Annotated in this window: 20 protein-coding genes; 3 read left to right on the top strand and 17 right to left on the bottom strand. The window is 61.1% G+C overall.

What is annotated here, in order from left to right:
• Positions 1–106 precede the first annotated feature (106 nt).
• A complete protein-coding gene (locus ACTO3O_RS08630) occupies positions 107–256 on the bottom strand; it encodes a hypothetical protein (protein ID WP_297830985.1) in 150 nt (49 codons plus the stop codon).
• Positions 257–658: 402 nt separating this feature from the next.
• Here ACTO3O_RS08630 and ACTO3O_RS08635 point away from each other — a divergent pair, with 402 nt between their 5' ends.
• Positions 659–1,447: a DUF5106 domain-containing protein gene (locus ACTO3O_RS08635; protein WP_297830988.1), complete on the top strand. Its 789-nt coding sequence runs from the start codon at positions 659–661 to the stop codon at positions 1,445–1,447.
• Between the two features lie 31 nt (positions 1,448–1,478).
• On the opposite strand, the gene ACTO3O_RS08640 is transcribed toward ACTO3O_RS08635, so the two are convergent.
• On the bottom strand, positions 1,479–2,210 hold the full coding sequence (locus ACTO3O_RS08640; RefSeq protein WP_297830991.1) for a tRNA threonylcarbamoyladenosine dehydratase: 732 nt from the start codon (positions 2,208–2,210) through the stop codon (positions 1,479–1,481).
• Positions 2,207–2,881, bottom strand: coding sequence for a TatD family hydrolase (locus tag ACTO3O_RS08645; protein WP_297830994.1), 675 nt, complete (start codon positions 2,879–2,881; stop codon positions 2,207–2,209). Before ACTO3O_RS08645 ends, ACTO3O_RS08640 begins: the two co-directional genes overlap by 4 nt.
• Before the next feature lie 58 nt (positions 2,882–2,939).
• Between ACTO3O_RS08645 and ACTO3O_RS08650 the strand changes: the two genes are divergently transcribed.
• Together ACTO3O_RS08650 and hydE are read left to right on the top strand one after the other, a co-directional pair.
• Complete coding sequence (locus ACTO3O_RS08650; RefSeq protein ID WP_297830997.1) at positions 2,940–4,037, top strand: CapA family protein; 1,098 nt, start codon at positions 2,940–2,942, stop codon at positions 4,035–4,037.
• On the top strand, positions 4,034–5,065 hold the full coding sequence (hydE, locus tag ACTO3O_RS08655) for a [FeFe] hydrogenase H-cluster radical SAM maturase HydE (RefSeq protein WP_297831000.1): 1,032 nt from the start codon (positions 4,034–4,036) through the stop codon (positions 5,063–5,065). The genes ACTO3O_RS08650 and hydE overlap by 4 nt, the downstream gene beginning before the upstream one ends.
• Here hydE and ACTO3O_RS08660 read toward each other — a convergent pair.
• The 14 genes from ACTO3O_RS08660 to ACTO3O_RS08725 all read right to left on the bottom strand — a co-directional run bounded on the left by ACTO3O_RS08660 (position 5,026) and on the right by ACTO3O_RS08725 (position 20,166).
• Positions 5,026–6,582 carry a ComEC/Rec2 family competence protein gene (locus tag ACTO3O_RS08660; RefSeq protein WP_297831003.1) on the bottom strand — a complete coding sequence of 519 codons (1,557 nt, stop codon included), beginning with the start codon at positions 6,580–6,582 and terminating at the stop codon, positions 5,026–5,028. The two genes, hydE and ACTO3O_RS08660, sit on opposite strands and share 40 nt — an antisense overlap.
• 48 nt (positions 6,583–6,630) lie before the next feature.
• On the bottom strand, positions 6,631–8,190 hold the full coding sequence (locus tag ACTO3O_RS08665; RefSeq protein ID WP_297831007.1) for a YifB family Mg chelatase-like AAA ATPase: 1,560 nt from the start codon (positions 8,188–8,190) through the stop codon (positions 6,631–6,633).
• A gap of 24 nt (positions 8,191–8,214) precedes the next feature.
• Positions 8,215–8,931 (bottom strand): GIN domain-containing protein, encoded by a 717-nt coding sequence (locus ACTO3O_RS08670; protein ID WP_298080990.1) that lies wholly within the window; start codon positions 8,929–8,931, stop codon positions 8,215–8,217.
• Positions 8,932–9,049: 118 nt separating this feature from the next.
• Complete coding sequence (locus tag ACTO3O_RS08675) at positions 9,050–10,150, bottom strand: 6-phosphofructokinase (RefSeq protein WP_294593198.1); 1,101 nt, start codon at positions 10,148–10,150, stop codon at positions 9,050–9,052.
• An 89-nt stretch (positions 10,151–10,239) separates the two neighbouring features.
• The gene (locus ACTO3O_RS08680; protein WP_297831015.1) at positions 10,240–11,730 is read right to left on the bottom strand and encodes a potassium/proton antiporter; all 1,491 of its coding nucleotides are present in this window, start codon (positions 11,728–11,730) and stop codon (positions 10,240–10,242) included.
• A gap of 45 nt (positions 11,731–11,775) precedes the next feature.
• Complete coding sequence (locus tag ACTO3O_RS08685) at positions 11,776–13,020, bottom strand: BT_3928 family protein (RefSeq protein WP_297831018.1); 1,245 nt, start codon at positions 13,018–13,020, stop codon at positions 11,776–11,778.
• On the bottom strand, positions 12,998–13,684 hold the full coding sequence (tmk, locus tag ACTO3O_RS08690) for a dTMP kinase (protein WP_297831021.1): 687 nt from the start codon (positions 13,682–13,684) through the stop codon (positions 12,998–13,000). The genes ACTO3O_RS08685 and tmk overlap by 23 nt, the downstream gene beginning before the upstream one ends.
• Before the next feature lie 363 nt (positions 13,685–14,047).
• The gene (locus tag ACTO3O_RS08695) at positions 14,048–15,268 is read right to left on the bottom strand and encodes an aminotransferase class V-fold PLP-dependent enzyme (protein WP_297831024.1); all 1,221 of its coding nucleotides are present in this window, start codon (positions 15,266–15,268) and stop codon (positions 14,048–14,050) included.
• A 483-nt stretch (positions 15,269–15,751) separates the two neighbouring features.
• A complete protein-coding gene (locus ACTO3O_RS08700; RefSeq protein ID WP_297832568.1) occupies positions 15,752–16,861 on the bottom strand; it encodes a SufB/SufD family protein in 1,110 nt (369 codons plus the stop codon).
• Positions 16,862–16,865: 4 nt separating this feature from the next.
• Positions 16,866–17,633 carry a Fe-S cluster assembly ATPase SufC gene (gene sufC, locus ACTO3O_RS08705; RefSeq protein ID WP_294594548.1) on the bottom strand — a complete coding sequence of 256 codons (768 nt, stop codon included), beginning with the start codon at positions 17,631–17,633 and terminating at the stop codon, positions 16,866–16,868.
• Between the two features lie 51 nt (positions 17,634–17,684).
• Positions 17,685–19,130, bottom strand: a complete 1,446-nt coding sequence (gene sufB / locus ACTO3O_RS08710; RefSeq protein WP_297832571.1) for a Fe-S cluster assembly protein SufB — start codon at positions 19,128–19,130, stop codon at positions 17,685–17,687.
• A gap of 443 nt (positions 19,131–19,573) precedes the next feature.
• Positions 19,574–19,720, bottom strand: coding sequence for a hypothetical protein (locus ACTO3O_RS08715; RefSeq protein ID WP_297832574.1), 147 nt, complete (start codon positions 19,718–19,720; stop codon positions 19,574–19,576).
• Positions 19,721–19,807: 87 nt separating this feature from the next.
• Complete coding sequence (locus tag ACTO3O_RS08720) at positions 19,808–19,957, bottom strand: hypothetical protein (protein WP_298080988.1); 150 nt, start codon at positions 19,955–19,957, stop codon at positions 19,808–19,810.
• 50 nt (positions 19,958–20,007) lie between these two features.
• On the bottom strand, positions 20,008–20,166 hold the full coding sequence (locus ACTO3O_RS08725; RefSeq protein WP_297830855.1) for a hypothetical protein: 159 nt from the start codon (positions 20,164–20,166) through the stop codon (positions 20,008–20,010).
• Positions 20,167–20,633: the final 467 nt, after the last annotated feature.

Below are 20,633 nucleotides of genomic sequence, written 5' to 3' on the forward strand. Positions count from 1 at the left end.
GGCCCGCGCGGTTCTTCGAACCGCAGGATTTAACTCAAAATAAGGTAGAGGCTTCCTAATATTGGGGTAGTTCCAGCCCATTTTGCCCACCGCGGGCCCGCGGTATTTATTCCGAGAGGCAACGCAACTGAAAACCGAAGGCGCGATGATCGATGCGTTGGTCGTAGAGCCAATTTATACGGAAATTCAGGTGAAATGAGTCTGTTCCGATGGTTGTGGATGACCAATTGTAACCACCGTTGGCAACACCGAGCATGTCGCCTGTATCATTGCGGCGGTAGCCCGGGGTGCGCCTACAGGGCGTTTTACTGGCAGCCTTTACCCTAAATTGTCCTCGTAGGCACACCTCTCCCGTTTATTCCGAGAGGCAACGCAACTGAAGACCGGAGCCACGGTTACCAGAACGGCTGGGATGAATCGTTGTAGTCGTGAATCGCAGATAAGTGCAGTTGGATTCGCTGATTGCAGAAGCTACGCAGTAACCGTCACTGCCGAGGTAACTCGCTATGCCCGACCCTGCGCCGCGGAAGCCCGGGGCGGGGCGAAGATTCGCAAATTCGAGAAAGAGACAGACAGCGTAATACCCCCTGTCGAGAGATGGATTATTCGCTGAAATAGATTATATTTGGTCGGTAAAATGGAAATACATCCTTAGGAAATGAGAAAGATAGTTTGGGTTTTGACGGCCTTATTTCTGGCGGCTTGCGGAGACCGGAACCCGAAGCCGAAACCGGAAGCAGCTTGGCAACGGGAAGCGAAATTCACCGCTTTTCTGCAACTCTCGACCGCCGTGCCGTTGGATTCCTCCCGAAAGGTGCTGGATACCCTGTTGGCGCATTATGCACCCGACAGTGCTGCGATGAAACAATTGGTGGGCATGTTGGGACGACCGTTGGCCGACCCCAATTCGCCCATTCGGAACGAAGAACTCTATATTCCGATCTTGGAAGCGGTTGTTGCTTCGCCGTTTTACGACTCGACCGAGAAAATCCAGCCCCGATTTCGGCTGGAGATGGCTCTGAAAAACCGGCAGGGGAGGCAGGCGAATGACTTCGAATACACGCTCGGCGATGGCTCGCGGGGGAGGCTTTATGGGGTCGAGGCGCCGTACACGCTGCTCTATATCAACAATCCGGATTGCCATGCCTGTGAGGAGATGTTGGCGCAACTGGTCGGTTCGAAAGTTATTTCGGAGGCGCAGCGCGAGGGGAGGCTGAAGATCGTGGCGATCTATCCGGACGAAGACCTCGCGGCGTGGCGAAAACACCGGAAAGAGGTGCCGGCGGAGTGGATCAACGGCTATGACGCGGGGCTGGCGATGCGGCGGGAGGAGCTGTACGATTTGCGGGCGATTCCGTCGCTTTATTTGCTGGACGACCAGAAGCGGGTCTTGCTGAAAGATTGCACGGCGGTCGGCCAGATCGAGGCCTACCTGTCGCAGCAATAACAGACGCGCTATGCCGAGGGGCGTTGGGGCGCTACATCTCGCCGAGCAGTGTCCGGATAGCTACCGAAGCGCAGGCGCAGCCGAAAACCGCCGGCATGTAAGAGATGGTGCCGACGTTCGACTTTTTGTTCGCCTCCTCGCACAGAACGAGCGATCCTTCGCGCACCGCTTCCGGCGAGAAAACTACCGGAAAACCGGAGCGGATGCCCATTTTGTGCAGCCGTTTGCGCAGCATATGGGCCAGCGGACAGTGGTGCGACTTTCCGATATCTTTGATTTCCAGCAGGGTCGGGTCGGTTTTGGCGCCGGCTCCCATCGAGCTCACGAGCGGCAGGCCGCGATCCAGACATCCTTTGATGAGATTCACTTTCGGCGCGAGGGTGTCGATGGCGTCTACGACGAAATCGTAGCGCGGTTCCCGATCCAATAGCGCGTCGGTCGCTTCGTCTTTTATATATTCCTGAATGACAGTCAATTCTAAATCCGGATGGATGTCCCGGAGGCGGGCGGCCAGTACGTCGGCTTTCGGACGTCCGACGGTCGAGTAGAGGGCCACCAACTGGCGGTTGATGTTGCTGATACTCACCGTATCGGCATCGACGACGGTCATACGGCCTACGCCGCTGCGGGCGATCATCTCGGCGGCGTAGGCTCCCACGCCGCCTAAACCTACCACCAATACATGGGCTTGGCGCAGCCGGACGGTTTTCTCAGGGCCGAGCAGCAACTCCGTGCGCTCCTGCCAGTCGTTTTGCGAGGTCATCCGAGGGAAATTTTGGGGAAAAGGAGGTGAAAATTGCGAACGAGCGACTCCTGTAACGCGGAGAGCTCCCATCCGAGCAGCTGGCTCGTTCGGGCGTACATCTCGCCGATAGTGGTCGTCGGGTCGTCGTCGGTCTCTAAAAAGAGTCGGTCGGGACACTGTTCTGCGATATACCGCAGTGCCTGTTGCGTTCTGGGCGACCGAAAGGTGCCGGGGCCGAACGAAAATCGAAGGTGCGGCACCCGACCGAGGCTCTGGGCGACGAGCTCCGGCGAGCCGATGAAACCGTGCAGTAAGGCCGCTTCCGTCGCTCGCGTCCGCAACCGTTCCAGAAGGGCGTCGGTGGCGTGTACATTGTGGATAATCAAGGGTTTATGCAGCCGGTTCGAAAGTTCGATCTGGCGTTCGAACCACCTCTCCTGCAAGTCGTAAGGCTGGTATTCGGGACGGAAATCGAGGCCGGTCTCGCCGATGGCGAGTAGCCGCGGCGACGGGGTTTCGAAACACCGTTCCCACTCCGGTTCCGCGCGCGAGGCGTCCCACGGATGGATGCCCGCCGAAAAATAGCCGGTCGCCGGAAGCTGCGGCACGGACGACTCGATCCGCACGTTTCGGATCGCGATGCCGTCGGGTTCGGCCCGGTGGGTGTGGATGTCGATATAGGGCGCCATGCGGGGGTGCGTCGGGGCGGGAAATTCGTTATCTTTATGCTGTTACAAAAATAGTGAAATGGTTTCGAAAAAGACGATACTCGGTTGGGTGATGGTCGTTTGCGCGGCCTGTCGCGCGCCGCAGCCGACGGAGACCGCGGGCAGGCACAGTGCGGTGTTCGATTCGCTGGTCGAGCGGAACGAGCTGACGCTGGTCTTCTCGGGTGATGTGATGCAGCATATGCCGCAGGTGCGGGCGGCTTTGCGGGAAGACGGATCGTATGATTATTCGGCTTGTTTCCGGTATATTCGACCGTTTTGGGAAGGGGCGGATTTTGCGGTGGTCAACCTCGAAACGACGCTTTCGGAACGGGGGCCTTACAGCGGCTATCCGCGTTTCGCTTCGCCCGCGGAGCTGGCGGCGGCGTTGCGCGAGGCGGGGGTCGATGTGGCGGTGCTGGCCAACAACCATTGCTGCGACCGCGGGGCGCGAGGGGTGAGGACGACGGTGCGGACGGTCGATTCGGTGGGGCTGCGGTATGCGGGGGTCTATATCGATTCGGCGGCGGCCGAGAGGCCGTTAATGCTGAAAAAGAGGGGATTCCGGGTGGCTTTGCTGAATTGTACCTACGGAACGAACGGGCTGCCGGTGCCGGAGGGGACGGTGGTGCACGGGATCGATACGGTGCGGATGGGGCGAGAGGTGGAGGCGGCGCGGCGCGATTCGGCGACGCATATCGTGCTGTTCGTCCACTGGGGCGAGGAGTATCAGCGACGGCCCAACGACGATCAGCGGCGGCTGGCGGCGTGGTGTCGGAGGCAGGGGGTGGACGCGGTGATCGGGTCGCATCCGCACGTAGCGCAGCCGGTGGACACGGCGGAGCGGGTGGTGTGGTCGCTGGGTAACTTCGTCTCGAACCAGCGGGGACGGTATCAGGACGGGGGGCTGAGTGTGCGGGTGACGCTGTCGTCGCGGGGGCGGAGGCCGAGGATCGAGAGCCTGCCGCACTGGGTCTGGCTCCGCAGCACGGAGGGGGGAAAGGCGGAGTATGTGGTGGTGCCGGCCTATGTCTCGGGGCGGGAGATCGGGATGGACAGCCTGACGAATCTGCGGTTCGTGGGGGCGTTGGAGGATAATCGGCTGGTGGCCGGAGCGGTGGAGGAGGCGGTGCTTTGAGGTCGCGGGAGGAGTTGATCGAGGTGTTGGGGGCGCCGTTGGGCGACCTCGCGACGGACGGGGCGTTGTTCGCCGAGGCGGCGGAGGTGCGCGACCGGACGGTGGGCGACCGGGTCTATGTGCGGGGGTTGATCGAGTTGTCGAACCGGTGTCGCAAAAATTGCCTCTATTGCGGTATCCGCAGCGGGAATGGGGAGGTCGAACGGTATGAACTGACGGACGGGGAGGTGCTGGAGGCGGCGCGCGGGGCGTGGCGGGCGGGGTATGGCTCGGTGGTGATTCAGGCGGGGGAGCGGACGGACGGGGCGTTCGTGGAACGGGTGGAACGGCTGGTGGAGGAGATCGGGCGGATGTCGGAGGGAAAGTTAGGCATCACGCTCTCGCTTGGAGAGCAGACGGAGGAGGTCTATCGGCGGTGGTACAGGGCGGGGGCGCACCGTTATCTGCTGCGGATCGAGGCGTCGTCGCCGACGCTGTACGGACGGCTCCATCCGGCGGACCATCGCTACGAACAACGGCTGGAGGCGCTGGAGGCGCTGCGCGAGGCGGGCTATCAGGTGGGAACGGGGGTCATGATCGGGTTGCCGTTCCAACGGGTGGAGGATTTGGCGGACGATCTGCTGTTTTTCCGGCGGATGGATATCGATATGTGCGGCATGGGGCCTTATATCGAGCATCCGCAGGCGCCGCTGGCTGCCGTGCGGTCGGATTTTACGCGCGAGGAGCGGTTGCAGCTGGCGTTGCGGATGATTGCGCTTCTGAGGCTGGAGATGCCGGATATTAACATCGCGGCGACGACGGCTCTCCATGCGCTGCATCCGCGGGGAAGAGAGCTGGGGGTGGCGGCCGGGGCGAATGTCCTGATGCCGAACGTGACGCCGGAGGTGGTGCGGGGAAGTTATCGGTTGTACGAGGGGAAGCCGGCGGAGGATACGGATTTGAGCGGCTTTCGGGTGGTGCGGGATCGGGCGTGGGGCGACGCGCCGCATTATGCGTCGCGGCGCGCGGCTTCGAAGTCGGAGGAGTAGGGGAGCCGCTGTCTGTCGGAGCGGTTTAGCCACCGGATGAGCACGATCACGGGCAGGTAGAGGGCAATGCAGCTCCAGACGGAGATTTCGAGCTCTTCCCAAGCGATCCACGGGGCGGCGGCCCATCGCTCGACGAAGCGGTTCTGCCACCCGGCCACGGTGTGGAGGGCGACGGCGAGCCAGCTCCACCCGCTGGCGAGGTAGACTACGGAGCCGACGATGAGGGTCGGCACGGTGAACCAGACGATGGGGTTCAACAGCAGGCCGCCGGGCTGAATCTGGCCGAAGTGGTAGAGGATCAGGGGGAAAACGCCCAACTGGGCGGTGAGGCCGACGAGGGTCAGCGACCAGAGCCAGCGGAGCGCCGGCCAACGGGGCATCCATCTCCGAGCGAGGGGCGGGTAGAGGGTGACGATGGCGGCGGTGGCGGCGAACGAGAGCTGGAAACCGATGTGGTAGAGGAGGTAAGGGTTCCACAACAGGAGCACGAGCGCAGCGGCGCACAGGGTGTTGAGGCTGTTGGTCGATCGCGAGAGCATCAGGCCGATCTGGAGCAGCGAGAACATCACGACGGCGCGCACGACGGAGGGCGACAGGCCGGTCAGCAGGGCATAGCCGCACAGGGCGGCGATCACGAGGAGTCCGGAGGCGACGCAGCCGTTTCGAAAAAGGCGTATCCAGCCGAATAATAGATTAAGAATCAGGAAAATAATCCCGACGTGAAGGCCGGAGACGGAGAGGAGGTGAGCAAGGCCGGTACGGGCGTAGCGGGCCCGGAGTTCCGGGTCGAGACCGGAGGTCTGGCCGAGGGTCAGGGCCTGAAGCAGGGCGGTGGTACCGCCGGTCGAATCGGTCGAACCAGTGTTCAGCCGCTCTCCCAGGCGTTGTCGGAACGATTCGATGCGACCGCGCCACGTGGGGGCATGGTCGAGCAGGGTGGTGCGGTAGGCGAAACAGCGGCCGACGAGGTTCCGGGTGCGGAGCATGTACCGGTCGTAAGCGACGGTGTCGGAGGAGGCGTACAGGCGGCCGCGAAAACGGAGCAGGTCGCCGATCCGAGGCGGTTCGCCGGTGGGGTCTGAGGCGGAGATATAGAGCCGGATTCGGGGATCGCCGAGCGGTATCCAGTCGCCGGAGAGGCGGTCGGCATAGCAAAACAGGGTGGCTTCGGAGCGGTACCACCGTCCGCGGTGTTCCGGCGAGCTCTCGATGCGGGCCATCCATTCGCCTCGGCTGCCGTGCAGGGCCTGAACCGGAGTGGGATCGGGCCGGTGCAGCAGAACGAGCACGATTCCGAGGGCGTAAAATCCGATCCACATTCCGATCCTGCGCCAGCTGCCTATCCGGGGAAAGAGGATGTATTTCAGACCGATAACGATTGCTAACAGGAGGCCGAAGAGTCCTGCGGCGAGCCGAAAATCATCGGGGCGTTCGGGCAGGCTGCCGACGAGGATGCCGAGGAGCAGAACCAGAACGGGTTCGAGCAGCGGGGTGTCGGTGCGGGTAAAACGGGCCATGGAGGGTGGCGAAAACGGGAAATAGCGTGGGGGCGGAACAGAGAGCGGCTACCGCATGCAGTCGAGACTCCGGTACTGGATCGCTTCGGCGACGTGGTCGAGCCGGATCTCTTCGCTGCCGGCCAGGTCGGCGATGGTGCGCGAGACTTTCAGGATCCGGTCGTAGGCGCGGCCCGAGAGCCCCATGGTCGACATCGCTTCGCGCAGCAGGTCGATGCTCTCGTCGTCCAGCTGGCAGTATCGGTCGAGCTGTTCCGGGGTGAGCATAGCGTTGCAGTAGGTGTGTCGGTATCCGTCGCGTTGCAGTCGGGCGATCTGTCGCTCTCGAGCGGCGATGACGCGTTCCCGGATCGCAGCGCTGGTCTCGCCTTCGCGGCGGCGCTGGGTCATGCTCTCGATCGCCACGGGGACGACCTCGATCTGGATGTCGATCCGGTCGAGCAGCGGGCCGGAGATGCGATCCATATAACGCGCCTGTGCGCTCGGCGTGCAGGTGCACTCCTTGTCCGGATGGGTCCGGTAGCCGCACGGGCAGGGGTTCATCGCGGCGATCAGCATGAAGTTGGCGGGGTAGTCCACCGTATATCTGGCTCGCGAAATCGAGATGCGTTTCTCGTCCAACGGTTGGCGCAGCACTTCCAGCGTCCGGCGGTGAAATTCTGGGAGTTCGTCGAGAAAGAGGATGCCGTTGTGGGCCAGCGAAATCTCGCCGGGCTGCGGCGGTACGCTGCCGCCGACCAGGGCGACTTCCGAGGCGATGTGGTGCGGGGCACGAAAAGGCCGGGCGGTGAGCAGCCCGCCCCGATAACCGCCCTCTTCGCTGGTGCCGAGTTTGCCGGCGACGGAGTGTATCTTGGTGGTTTCCAGAGCTTCGGCCAAGGTCATGGGCGGGGTGATGGTGGGCATGCGTTTGGCGAGCATGCTCTTCCCGGAGCCGGGCGGGCCGATCATCAGGACGTTGTGTCCCCCGGCGGCGGCGATTTCCAAAGCGCGTTTGACGTCGTTCTGGCCTTTGACGTCGCGGAAGTCGAGGTCGAAGTCGGCGAGACGGTCGAAGTATTCGCGACGGGTGTCGATCTCGGTGGGTTCGATGCCGGAGCCGCTGTCGAGCAGTGTGGCGACGGAGGTGAGGTCGGTGGCGCCGTAGACGCGCAGGCCGTCCACCACAGCCGCTTCGGGAGCGTTCGCGGCGGGCAGGATGATCCCTTCGTAGCCCTCTTTCCGGGCCTGAACGGCGATGGGGAGGGCGCCTTTCACCGGCAGCAGGGTGCCGTCCAGCGAGAGTTCGCCGATCAGGATGTATTTTTCGAGCCGGTCGATGCGGCCGATCTGTTGCGAGGCGGCGAGTATTCCGATGGCGATCGGGAGGTCGTAGTGCGAGCCGGCTTTCCGCAGGTCGGCGGGGGCCATGTTGACCAGAATGTTGAAGCCGGGCATCCGGAAACCGGTGTTGGCGAAGGCGGCGGTGATGCGTTGCTGGCTCTCTTTCACGGCGTTGTCGGGCAGGCCGACGACCAGAAACCGGATGCCGGGCGAGAGGTTCACTTCGACGGTGATGGTACGGGCGTCGATGCCTTCGACGGTGCTGCTGTAGGTTTTGACGAGCATAGGGGAGCGAGGAGGAGGACCGGGTTACGGTTCGTTGATGGAGGTGACGTTGCCTAAGGTCGCCTTCCGGATGTTGAGGGTCATGGGCTCGCCGAGGAAGAAGATATTGCCGCCGCTCACGGCTCTTGCATCTAAGGTCTCGTTGACGCGGAGCTGGATTTCGCCTTTGCCCGATGCGTCGGCGGCGGCTTCCATGGCGGACAGGTCGAGGGCTTCGATCCGGCTGCCGAGCCGGGCGCGGTAGGTGGCGTATTCGGCGATGCCGCCGATCCGGACGGTGTTATCGCCGCTCACGTGGATGGTGACGTCGTTGCATTCGGTCTGGAGGGTCATCCGCCCGACGGAGCTCTCGGCTTCGAGGTAGAGGCTGCCGCACCGAATGGGTTCTTGGGTATAGACTTCGCCGCCGCTCATCTGGATGCGGTTCAGCTCTTTGTAGTAGAGTTTGATGTCGGCGTAGGCGCGTTTGTTGAGGAGGCCTTTCCGGGCTGCGATGTGGAGGGTGTTTTCCTTGACGCGCCACGTGAGGGCGCGTGCTTCGAGGGACCAGGTCATCATCTGCATCTGGTTCTCGTCGGCGGGGATGAGCTCGACGCGCACGGGGCCTTCGATGCGCAGGGCGTTGAAGGGCTCGATGGGTTCGGTCTCGACGAGCTGCTGCTGGGCGCGGACGGCGCCTCCTCCGAAGAGGAGCAGCAGGCCGGGAAGGAGCCTGAGTAAAAGATTGCGGTGCATCTTCATAACTTCAAATGTAGCTCTTTTTTCGGTTCCGGCCCAAAGAAAAAAGGTGTCGTTTTCATCCGTCGGATGAAAACGACACCTTTTTTGCAGAGTATACTGAGGTTCAGTCGAGGAGAGCTTAGTCCCCGAAGCTGATCCCGCAACCGCGGGCGGTTTCGACGATGTCGCTGTCCGGCCGCACGTATTTGCACTGTCCCACAGCTTCTTCGAACGGCACGGCGATGATGTCCGGATGGCGGTACGATACCATGTGTCCGAATTTCCCTTCCAAGACGTATTCGAAGGCTTTGACCCCGAACTGGGTAGCGAGCACACGGTCGTAAGCGATCGGCACCCCACCGCGTTGGATGTGTCCCAGCACGGTCTCCCGGATATCCGGTTCGAACCCTGCGGCTTTCAGCTGACGGCTGAGTTCGTAAGCGATCCCGCCCAGTCTGACGTTTTCATACCCGACTTCAGTCGCCTGCGCAGCGTGCACCGTCCCATCCTTCGGCACCGCCCCTTCGGCCACAACGATGATCGCGGAACCGCGGTTCTTGGAGTTGTACCGTTTGTTGAGCTTTTCGAGAACGATGTTGATGTCGTACGGGATTTCGGGAATCAGGCAGACGTCCGCGCCCCCTGCAATCGCCGCATGCAAGGCGATCCACCCGGTATTCCGCCCCATCACTTCCAGAATGAATGTCCGGTTGTGCGATGCCGCGGTGGTCACCAGTTTGTCCACCGCATCAGTGGCAATCTGAACTGCGGTCTGGAAACCGAAGGTGAAGTCGGTAGCCGAGAGGTCGTTGTCGATAGTCTTCGGCACCCCGACGATATCGAGTCCCTGGTTCTGAAGCTGTTGCGAAATCCGCTGCGAGCCGTCCCCGCCGATCGAGATCACAGCGTCGACGCCCATATATTGCAACTTGCGGATCATCTCGTCCGAGCGGTCGACGTATTCCCACTGGCCGAGGTGTTTGTTATACACCGGCCAGGCGAAAGGGCCCCCTTTGTTGGTGGTTTCTATGATGGTACCGCCGCGGTAGTGGATCCCGGCCACAGCCGCTTCGTCGAGAATTTTGACTTCGGTGGGTTCCCACAGGATACCGTTGTAGGCCTGGATACTTCCCAGTACTTCCCAGTCCCCCTCCTGCGCTGCGCGTTTGACCACGCCGCGGATCACTGCATTCAAGCCGGGGCAGTCGCCGCCGCTCGTTGCAACTAAGACTCTTTTCATGTTTTATTCGAGTGTTTCTGTCTGTGTTTCGAAAAACAACTGCAAATGTAAACAATTTTTCGAATGTGCCAATCGTTGCGGGTCAGGAATCACGATTCCGGGGCGGTATTCCCGGTCGGGGCGCTCTCGGTGAAGAGGCGGTAGACGATTTCGGCTTCGGAGCGGTTCTGGCTGGCGACGATCAGGCGGTCGCCGGCTTCGAGCCGGGTGGAGCCGGTCACGATGATACGGGCGTCGCCCCGCCGCAGCTGGGTGATGCGCGATCCGTCCGGGAAGGGGGCTTCCGAAACGAGGTGGCCGACGTAAGCGTTCCCCGGTACGACCGGGATTTCGATCATGTTGGAGACGTCGGCGGCTTCCCACTCGGGACGGGTGCCGATCATCTGTTCTTCGGGTTCGGAGACTTTCATCCACTTGGCGAACAGGGGCAGGGTGGTGCCTTGTACCAGAATGGAGATCAGGGAGATGAAGAAGACGATGTTGAAGATCATGCCGGCTTTGTCGATGCCGGCGATCAGGGGGTAGGTGGCGAATACGATGGGCACGGCGCCGCGCAGTCCGACCCACGAGATGAAGGTCTTGCTCCGCAAGGGCATCCGGAAGAAGAGCAGCGAGAGAAAGACGCTCACGGGGCGGGCGACGAGGATCATGAAGAGGGAGACGAGGACGCCGATGCCGATCACGGGGACGATCTGGCTGGGGTAGACGAGCAGCCCGAGGGTCAGGAAGAGGATGATCTGCATGAGCCAGGCGAAGCCGTCGAAGAAGTTGAGCATGGTGCCCCGATGAGGAATCCGGTGGTTGCCGAGCCACAGGGCCGAGAGGTAGACGGCCAGGAAGCCGTTGCCGCCGATCAGGTCGGTGGCGGCGTAGGTGAAGTACATCAGGGCGATGACCATCACGGGATAGAGTCCCATGTAGCCGAGTTTCACGCGGCGCACGACCCAGACCATGGCTATCCCGAAGAGAATGCCTGCTCCGCCGCCGACGGCGATCTGGATGACGAAACGCAGGATGGCTCCGCCGACCGATGCGGCGGGGTCGATCACGAGGCCGAGGCAAGCGATCGTGAGCAGGTAGGCCATGGGGTCGTTACTACCGCTCTCGAACTCCAGAATAGGGCGCAGGTTATCTTTGAGTTTCAGGCTCTTGGAGCGCAGGATGGAGAAGACGGCGGCGGCGTCGGTCGAGGAGACGATGGAGCCGAGGAGCAGCCCTTCGAAGAGGGTGAAGCCGGGCACGACCCAATGGACGAAGAGGCCGGTCGAGATGGCGGTGAGCAGCACGCCTGCGGTGGAGAGGGTCACGCCCTGCCACATGACGGGCCGGACGCTGCGCCACTCGGTGTCGAGCCCGCCGGAGAAGAGGATGAAGTTGAGGGCGATGACGCCGATGAATTGGGCGATCGGCGGGCTGTCGAAGTTGATGCCGCCGATGCCGTCTGTTCCGGCGAGCATGCCGACGGCCAGAAAGAGCACCAAGGCGGGAATACCGAACCGATAGGCGCGCTGGCCGGCGAGGATGCTGACGAACAGGAGGATGGAGCCGATAAGGATGCTGTTTCCGATGGTGATGTTCATGGGCGGAATCGAGTAATGAGGCTAAGTTACGAAAAATCGACCGGATTAGGCCCTGTTTTTTTCACTGAGGCGGAAGCCGAAGCCGATGAGGAGCACGGCGGCGATGAATAGGGCGATGGAGAGTCGTTCGTCGCTCGTTCGGTCGGCGGTGAGCACTTCGGACAGGGGGTCGGAGCCGTTCGTCTTCCACTGCGGGAGGCGGTTCATGGCCCATTTGCCGATGATGGTGCCGTCGTGCAGGAGCAGGGCGCCGCCGGTGCGGTGCTGGATCAGGGTGCGCAGGAGGGTGTGGTCGCTGCCGAAGCATTCGATGCCGCTGCGGCTCAGTGTTTCCGGAAGCGGAAAGGCGCTGAGCGCCACGCTCCGGCCGTTGTACTGTCCGATGTAGTCGGCGAGGGCGATCATGGCGGAGTCGCAGGCGGGGTCGTAGGCGTTGACGGCGAAGAGCAGGGTGTAGCCGCGCCGGCCGAGGATCTCGTCGGAGCGGTCGAGGCGGTCGTCGAACATGGGCAGGCTCTGGATCTCCGGTGCGCGGCTCTGTCCGATGGTCCGGGTGTCGACGTATTCCCACCGCGAGGAGTCGTACCAGGTGGTGTCGGCGATTTCGAATTCGCGCAGCTCGCCGTTCGTCTTGTCGCGGTAGACGAGGAGGGTGCGGGCGTCGTTCTCCTGTACGCTCATGGCGCTGGGGATATGGACGCCGATGCGGAACGGGGTGGGGTCGATCAGGGGTAAACTACTGTACGACCAGAGGCTGAGCGTGAGACTCAACGGGATGAGAATCAGATAACTCACCACGGTGCGCACGATAGACAGCTTAGGCAATTGTACCGCGTTCCGGTTCAGGAAGAGCACGAAAGATAAGGGCCAGAAGAGGAGGTTTTTCCAGAAGGTGGCCCAGTTGGAGAGCCGCAGCAGGTCGCCGAAGCAGCCGCAGTCGCTCACGGGGTCGGTCAGGGCGATCCACAGGGTGAGCGGGGTGAAGAAGCTCATGGCGAGAAAGACGCCCCATGCGGCGATCCGAGGGGTGGTGCGGGTCAGCAGCAACAGGCCGATCAGCAGCTCGACGGAGGGGAGCAAAATCGCTCCGACGGGTGCGAGTGGCTGCCATCCGCCGAGTCCGAAGGCGGAGAGGTATTCGCCGAGTTTGACGGAGAGTCCGAAGGTGTCGATGGCTTTCGAGGCGCCGGAAAAGATAAACAGTGCGGCCAGCGAATACCGGGCGGTGGCGGTCAGCCAGGCGGGAATCGGACGGCTCAGGAGGCGTTTAACGGTGTCGGGCAATCTCATGGTCGATTTTTTGGAAGATGAGGTCGGGGTTCAGCATGCCGCCGGTCGTGGGGTCGGCGCAGTCGATGACGCGAAAGGCGGGGTCGTCTGCGGCGCAGTCGAGGTAGACCTCCCGCACGCGCTGTTGCAGGTCGAGCGAGGATTCGTGGATGTCCTGCTTGCCGTTGAGGTAGTTGCGGTCGTCGCCTTGGCGCTGTTCGGCGAGTTTCCGGGCGGTGAAGGCGAAGGGGACGTCGAGGAAGAGCGAAAGGTCGGGCTTCGGGATACCGTTGTGGCGGTATTCGAGGTCTAAAATCCATTGCTTCAATGCGCTGCGGGCGTCTGAATCTTTAGGTAGCTTGGCGCATTGGTAGGCGATGTTGGAGTAGACGTAGCGGTCGACGATCACCACTTTGCCGCTGTCGAGCCAGCGGCGGATCATAGAGGCTGCCTCCTGCCGGTCGCCGGCGTAGAGCAGGGCGACGAGATAGGGGTCGACCTGATCCAAAGCGCCGAGCTCGCCGCGCAGAAAACGGGCGATGAGCTCGCCGTACAAGGGGGCGTCGAACCGCGGAAAGTGGAGGTATTCGACGTGCTGGCGGTAGCGTTCTTCGAACAAACGGCGCATGAGTTTCACCTGGGTGGATTTGCCTGCGCCGTCGAGGCCTTCGATAACGATGAACATGGTAGGATGTCGGTTAATTCGTACGTTTATTTGCAGATCATTTCTTTGTGCCGGCTGGAACCGTACCTTTCTTGAAAGAAAGGTACCCAAAGAACTTTTGCAGAGGTCGTCCCACAGGGACGACCACGGGTTCTCTCTGCCTTGTTTCGTTGGGCTGAGATTTTCCCGGTGGGCGCGCTAATAATAAGGCTAATACCCAAGCGCGCCACACCGGAAAATCCAGCCCAACCAATCGGGCAGACACGGCCAGAGCATCCAGAAGGGATGCGCTCTGAAGTTTTTTTGGTTCTTTTTGTTCACAAAAAGAACAGTATCCTCAACCACAATGAATAACATACAATAAAACGTACGATTAATAAATAGCTAGCGGAGCATGGCGACGGCCCGCTCTACCGCCGCCGCCGCCGAGTCGATCTCGTCCGCGGTGTTGTAGAGACCGACAGAGAGCCGACACATCGCAGTGATGCCGTAGTGGGCCATGACAGGTTCCGCGCAGTGGGTGCCGGAGCGCATGGCGACGCCGAGTTTGTCGATAATCATGGCGATATCGGCCGGGTGTGTCCCCTCGACGGTGAACGAGACGATAGGACTCTTGCCCGGAATCGTCCCGTAGATGCGCAGGCCGTCGATAGCGTTCAAACGTTCGGTCGCTCGGGTCAGCAGGTCGCTCTCATGGGCATGGATGCGTTCGAAACCGAGGTCGGCGAGGTAGTCGATGGCGGTACCGAGCCCGATGGCGCCGATGTAGTTCATGGTGCCGGCCTCAAATTTCAGCGGGAGCTCGGCGAAGGTGGTGCCGGTGGGCAGGGTGACGGTGCCGACCATGTCGCCTCCGCCCATGTACGGCGGGAGCTCTTCGAGCCACCGCTCTTTGCCGTACAGGACGCCGATCCCGGTCGGCCCGTAGAGTTTGTGTCCCGAAAAGGCGTAAAAGTCGCAGTTCAAGGCCTGCACGTCGGTCATCTGGTGCACGATGCCCTGACAGCCGTCCACGAGTACGGGAATTCCCTCGGCATGAGCGGTCGCAATGATATGCGGCAGGTCGGGCACGGTGCCGAGCACGTTCGAAGCCTGAGTTACGGCAACGATCCGTGTCCGTTCGTTGAGCAGCGCAGGCAGCAGGTCTGTCCGCAAAGCTCCCGCATCGTCGAAAGGCAGGACGCGCACTTCGGCGCCTTTCCGCATGGCGGCGAGCTGCCACGGAACGAGGTTCGAGTGGTGCTCCATCTCGGTGACGACGATGTTGTCGCCGGGGTGTATGTATTTCTCTCCGAATGTGGCGGCGACGAGGTTGATGGACTGGGTGGCACCGCTGGTGAAGACGATTTCGCGGGGCGAACGGGCGTTCAATAGCTGCCGAACGCGTTCGCGGGCTTGTTCGTACCGGGTCGTGGTCTCTTCGGCCATATAATGGATGCCGCGATGGATGTTGGCGTTCAGGCGGCGGTGCATCTCATCGACGGTGCGGATCACGATTTCGGGCTTCTGGGCGGTGGCGGCGGTGTCCAGATAGATCAGGGGACGACCGTTCACGGTGGTCGATAGTATGGGAAATTCCGAACGGATCTCTGTCAAACTTTTCATCAATGTCTCTATAACGTTCGTTTATTTGCACCTTATCGGGAGGGTACTGTTCTCTTTGTGAACAAAGAGAACCAGAAAAACTTTAGAGGATGCTTCGCATCCTAAAGCTGCCGGCGGCCCAAGTATTGGTTTGTTCGTTGGGCTGTGGTTTTCCGGCGCGGGCGCATTAGGGTAATACTCGCATTATAGCGCCCCGCCGAGAAAACCCAGCCCGACAGATTCACGAAAAATGAGGACTGCGGAGCCTAAGGAGTAGCGCAGCTAGCATAAAAGTTTACCTTAAGGTTTCCTCCTTGCGCCTCGGCCATTCAAGTAAACTTGATGGCAACTCGGCTGCTACGTCGGTTTTGGTGCCGCTTTTTTCAACCGACGCTGCCAGCGAGGGCAATGCAAACATAGTTTGCCAATTGCCGAGCGGCGAGGAGGAAGGCGAAGCCAACAAGCGGCAGTTCCAGCCGGCACAAAGTACAGATAAACGAACAGTTAAATATGCAAGAGGCGTTTGGCCACTTTGTCGTGGAGGAGGTGTTCGAGATCGTCGAGACGCGTGTGATCGATGACCTCGCGGATAAAACCCTCGATCTGCAACCGTTTCGCCGCTTCGAGCGCGATGCCCCGCTGGCGCATGTAGTAGACCGCCTCCGGATCCAGCCGGCCGACCGTCGCACCGTGGTTGCATTTCACATCGTCGGCGTAAATCTCTAACTGCGGCCGGGTGTCGATTCGGGCCCGGTCGCTCAGCACGATGTTGTGGTTCTCCTGCAACGCGACCGTCTGCTGAGCGTCCGGCGCGACGTAGATATGACCCGTAAAAGCCCCTCTCGAATCGTCTTCGGCCACCCCTTTGAAGAGCTGGTTACTGCGGCAGTGCGCCGAAGCGTGGTGCATCCGGATATAGTTGTCCGCCAGCTGATTCCCCGCCGTGAGGTAAGCCCCTTCGAGGTTGCAGTCCGCTCCCGGCTCAGCGAGCGTCACGAACTGATTTCGTCGTAATATGCTGTTATCCAAGTCGATGGTAGTGACTTTGACGCTGGCGTCCCGTTCGATCGAGGTCAGCACGGTAGCGAAGTAGGTAGCCCGGGTTTCAGCCACCTCGAACAGCTCGACCGAAGCTCCCGCCTCCGCTTCGAGCAGCAGGGCGCTGTCGATCAGCGCGTCGGCCGATGCACACGCATGATGATAAACGACCACCCGCACGCGGCTGTTTCGTCCGGCCCGAATCCGGTGGCGTTGCACGTATTTTTGCACGCCTTTTTGGATCGGAGTCGCAGAGGGGTAGCGCAGGTGGATGTACAGAATGCCGCTGGTTTCGCATCCGGCCGGAATGTCGATCTGTACTCCCTGTACCTGTTTCGTCTCGGCGCCGAGGTTGTCGAGCAGCAGGGGATCGATGGTCAAACCCGGATGGGGAGACCGCTCGGCAGCCTCCCGCAAAGTCGCCGCCGGGAGCGGTTCGACCCGACACAGCGCCGCTTCGGCTTCGGTCGAAATTTCGGCCTGCGCCGGAACGAAGCTCTCCTCCGGAGCTCCGCCCGATGCCGCGAGCCGACCGAGCGGGGTGTATTTGTAACGTTCTTTCAGTATCCTGTCCATAGGGCTACTCCTCTTTGTCGCCGTATTCGCGGATGACCCAGTCGTAACCGCGTTCTTCGAGCTCCCGGGCCAGCTCCTTGCCGGCGGAGTGGATGATTCGCCCGCGGTAGAGCACGTGGACGTAGTCGGGTACGATATAGTCCAACAGCCGCTGGTAGTGGGTGATAACGATGGTGGCGTTGTCGGGCCGTTTGAGCCGGGTGACGCCGGTGGCCACCACGCGCAGGGCGTCGATGTCCAGACCGCTGTCGGTCTCGTCCAGCACGGCGAGCTTCGGTTCGAGCATGGCCATCTGGAAGATCTCGTTCCGCTTCTTTTCGCCGCCCGAGAAGCCGACGTTTACGGCGCGGTTCATCAGTTTGTCGCCGAGTTCGACGATTTCGCTCTTCTCGCGCATCAGGCGCAGGAAGTCGCCCGAGCCGATCGGCTCTTCGCCGCGGGCGGCACGTTGCTGGTTGATGGCGAGCCGCAGGAAGGAGGCCATCGAAACGCCCGGAATCTCGACCGGGTACTGGAAGCCGAGGAAAAGCCCCAGTGCGGCGCGTTCCTCGATGCTCATCTCCAGCAGATTCCGGCCGAGAAAAGTGACGGTGCCGCCGGTCACGGCGAATCGTTCATTCCCGGCAAGCACTGAACCGAGGGTCGATTTCCCGGCTCCGTTGGGCCCCATGATGGCGTGTACCTCTCCGGCACCCACGGTCAGGTCGATGCCGCGCAGGATCTCTTTGCCTTCGTCGGCGACGGTGGCGTGCAGGTTCCTGATTTCTAATATATTCTGGCTCATATGGCGTGTCTGATGTTTATGCTGTGTAAGATCATAGGATTAGCCTACGCTCCCCTCCAAAGACAAGGCGAGCAGTTTCTGGGCTTCGACGGCGAACTCCATGGGCAATTGGTTGAGCACTTCGCGGGCGTAGCCGTTGACGATCAGGCCCACGGCCTCTTCGGTCGAAATCCCGCGCTGGTTGCAGTAGAAGAGCTGTTCCTCGCTGATCTTGGAGGTGGTGGCTTCGTGTTCGAGGGTGGCGGTGTCGTTGCTGCACTCGATATACGGAAAGGTATGTGCCCCGCACTTGTCTCCGATGAGTAAGGAGTCGCACTGCGAATAGTTGCGGCACCCGGTCGCCGTTTTCGCCACGCGCACGAGGCCGCGGTAGGAGTTCTGCGAAAATCCGGCCGAAATCCCTTTCGACACAATCCGGCTTCTGCTGTTTTTGCCTAAGTGGATCATCTTGGTGCCGGTATCGGCCTGCTGGTGGTTCCCGGTCAGGGCGACGGAGTAGAATTCCCCCACGCTATTATCCCCCGCCAAAATGCAGGAGGGGTATTTCCACGTAATGGCCGAACCGGTCTCGACTTGCGTCCAGCTGAGTTTGGCATTCTCTCCGCGGCAAATCCCGCGCTTGGTCACGAAGTTGAAGACGCCACCTCGTCCCTCCTTGTCCCCCGGGTACCAGTTCTGGACGGTGGAGTATTTCACTTCGGCGTCCCGTTCGACGACGATCTCCACAATCGCCGCGTGGAGCTGGTTTTCATCCCGGATCGGTGCGGTACACCCCTCCAAATAGCTCACATACGCCCCTTCGTCCGCCACGATCAGTGTCCGTTCGAACTGTCCGGTGCCGGCGGCGTTGATCCGGAAGTAGGTCGAAAGCTCCATCGGACACCGCACTCCCTTCGGGATGTAGCAGAAGGAGCCGTCGGAGAACACGGCGGAGTTCAGGGCGGCGAAAAAGTTGTCGGTATAGGGCACGACGGTGCCTAAATATTTCTGTACGAGTTCCGGATGGTTCCGCACGGCTTCGGAGAAGGAGCAGAAGATGATTCCTTTCTCGGCCAAGGTGGCCTGGAAGGTGGTCTTGACGGAGACGGAGTCGATGACGGCGTCGACGGCGACGCCTGCCAAGGCTTTCTGTTCGTCGAGCGGGATGCCGAGTTTCTCGAAGGTGGCGCGAAGCTCGGGGTCGACTTCGTCCATGCTGCTCTTGAGCTTCTTGTCTTTCTTGGGGGCGGCGTAGTAGATGATGTCCTGATAGTCGATGGGCGGTATCTCCAGATGGGCCCAGTCGGGCATGGTCATGGTCTGCCATTTCCGGAAAGCGCGGAGGCGGAATTCGAGCAGCCATTCCGGCTCTTCTTTCAGGGCGGAGATGCGCCGGATGGTGGTTTCGTCGAGCCCTTTGCCGATGGTCTCGGTGGCGAGGTCGGTGGTGAATCCGTATTTGTAGTCGCCTTGGGCGGCGTTTTCGATGATCTCTCTTTCTTCCATTTTTTCGTGGGAGGCGAGGGGTGGCACGGCTCGCGTCGGTGTTCTCCCTCTGCAAACAAAATACCGTTTCCGGTGGAATACGGCAAAGATACGAAAAAAGACGAGGATAGCGGCGTGGATGTAGCGCAGGCGGCGCCCGATTGTTTGGGGTAGTTTTCTGATGGCGGGTTCGAGTGCTGCTTGTCTCTGTTTATTCCGAGAGGCAGCGCAACTGAAAACCGTGGGCGCGGCTGTCCGAGTAGCTGGGGGTGAGGTGCTGCGAACTGAAATATAAGTCCAAGGCGCGGTAATGGTCGCCCGGATTGTAGGATGCAGACGACCAGCTGTATCCGTCGTTGCCGACGCTGACCGGCCCGCCATAGCGTGCGTGGCGGTAGCCCGGGGCGCGCTGCTCGGCACTCGAAAGCTGGCCGCCTCTACCCTAAATGCCTTCGCCGTCCTGTTTATTCCGAGAGGCAGCGCAACTGAAAACCGCAAGCGCGGCGATCCAAGTGGTTGGAGCCGAGGCCCTGCGAATTGAAATTCAAGTTCAGACCGTGAATCCCATTCGTAGCGGTAGACCAGCTATATCCGTAGTTGCCGTTGTTCATCAGAGCGCCAAATAGTTTATTATATCCCGTATCGCGGTAGCCCGGGGCGCACCCACCGGGTGTTTTATTGGCAGCCTCTACCCCCGTTTATTCCGAGAGGCAACGCAATTGAAGACCGTAGGCGCGGTAGTCCGGGTTGCTGATGTGGAACCATTTTGTGCTGAATGTCATACTCAGGCCGCCGATACCGTTCGTGGCAGAAGACCAACTGGCGTCGCTGTAGCCGACGTCTTTCAACTCGCCTGTCTTATGGTTGCGGCTGCCCGGGGCAGTACCGCTTGTCCCGTTTATTCCGAGAGGCAACGCAACTGAAAACTGTAGCCGCGGCTGTTCGCGGTACAGGGATCGAGCCAGGCCATGCTGAAACTTAAATGCATGCCGTCGGTGTCGCTGACGGTCGATGCCCAACTGTAGCCGTTGCCGGAGACACTGGCCGGTGTCCCCATGTCTCGACGGCGGTAGCCCGGGCGTTTTGCAGGCAGCCTCTACCTTATTTCAATTTGACTTTGCGGTCGGACGCCCGGGAGGTACTGTCATGGGGTAGAGGCTGGCAGTAAAAGACGCTGTGCGTCCCTCCTGAGGGGAGGCGTCCGGCCCGGGCGGTTCTACGAACCGCAACTGCAACGCCCCATTCACCTCCTCAATTCTTTTGGGTTCGGGCTGCGCGCTCCGGGGGTGGGCCAAAGGCCCAGCGCGCAGGCCCGCACGGCTCTTCGAGCCGCAAGAGCTCGGCCCATTCACCGCCCCCATTCTCCGAAGTTCGTCCTCGGCGCGCCTCCCACGCGCCGCTAATGCGTCGCTCTCGCCGAGGACGGCGATTCCTCAAGGAATCGCGTTATTCGCTCTTAACCTATAGCAGTTCGCCGCCAGCGGAGAGCAGCAACGAGCTCCGACGAGTTGCAGTCCGCCGCTC

This window comes from Rikenella sp., from assembly GCF_056799795.1.

Excerpts from the sequence above, each read along its gene's own strand:
- ACTO3O_RS08725 (WP_297830855.1), bottom strand. The coding sequence starts at position 20,166 with ATGGGGACACCGGCCAGTGTCTCCGGCAACGGCTACAGTTGGGCATCG.
- ACTO3O_RS08635 (WP_297830988.1), top strand. The coding sequence starts at position 659 with ATGAGAAAGATAGTTTGGGTTTTGACGGCCTTATTTCTGGCGGCTTGC.
- ACTO3O_RS08685 (WP_297831018.1), bottom strand. The coding sequence starts at position 13,020 with ATGAGATTGCCCGACACCGTTAAACGCCTCCTGAGCCGTCCGATTCCC.
- sufB (WP_297832571.1), bottom strand. The coding sequence starts at position 19,130 with ATGGAAGAAAGAGAGATCATCGAAAACGCCGCCCAAGGCGACTACAAA.
- ACTO3O_RS08680 (WP_297831015.1), bottom strand. The coding sequence starts at position 11,730 with ATGAACATCACCATCGGAAACAGCATCCTTATCGGCTCCATCCTCCTG.
- ACTO3O_RS08645 (WP_297830994.1), bottom strand. The coding sequence starts at position 2,881 with ATGGCGCCCTATATCGACATCCACACCCACCGGGCCGAACCCGACGGC.
- ACTO3O_RS08695 (WP_297831024.1), bottom strand. The coding sequence starts at position 15,268 with ATGAAAAGTTTGACAGAGATCCGTTCGGAATTTCCCATACTATCGACC.
- tmk (WP_297831021.1), bottom strand. The coding sequence starts at position 13,684 with ATGTTCATCGTTATCGAAGGCCTCGACGGCGCAGGCAAATCCACCCAG.
- ACTO3O_RS08650 (WP_297830997.1), top strand. The coding sequence starts at position 2,940 with ATGGTTTCGAAAAAGACGATACTCGGTTGGGTGATGGTCGTTTGCGCG.
- ACTO3O_RS08630 (WP_297830985.1), bottom strand. The coding sequence starts at position 256 with ATGCTCGGTGTTGCCAACGGTGGTTACAATTGGTCATCCACAACCATC.
- ACTO3O_RS08700 (WP_297832568.1), bottom strand. The coding sequence starts at position 16,861 with ATGGACAGGATACTGAAAGAACGTTACAAATACACCCCGCTCGGTCGG.
- ACTO3O_RS08640 (WP_297830991.1), bottom strand. The coding sequence starts at position 2,210 with ATGACCTCGCAAAACGACTGGCAGGAGCGCACGGAGTTGCTGCTCGGC.
- ACTO3O_RS08670 (WP_298080990.1), bottom strand. The coding sequence starts at position 8,931 with ATGAAGATGCACCGCAATCTTTTACTCAGGCTCCTTCCCGGCCTGCTG.
- ACTO3O_RS08660 (WP_297831003.1), bottom strand. The coding sequence starts at position 6,582 with ATGGCCCGTTTTACCCGCACCGACACCCCGCTGCTCGAACCCGTTCTG.
- ACTO3O_RS08715 (WP_297832574.1), bottom strand. The coding sequence starts at position 19,720 with ATGAACAACGGCAACTACGGATATAGCTGGTCTACCGCTACGAATGGG.
- ACTO3O_RS08675 (WP_294593198.1), bottom strand. The coding sequence starts at position 10,150 with ATGAAAAGAGTCTTAGTTGCAACGAGCGGCGGCGACTGCCCCGGCTTG.
- ACTO3O_RS08665 (WP_297831007.1), bottom strand. The coding sequence starts at position 8,190 with ATGCTCGTCAAAACCTACAGCAGCACCGTCGAAGGCATCGACGCCCGT.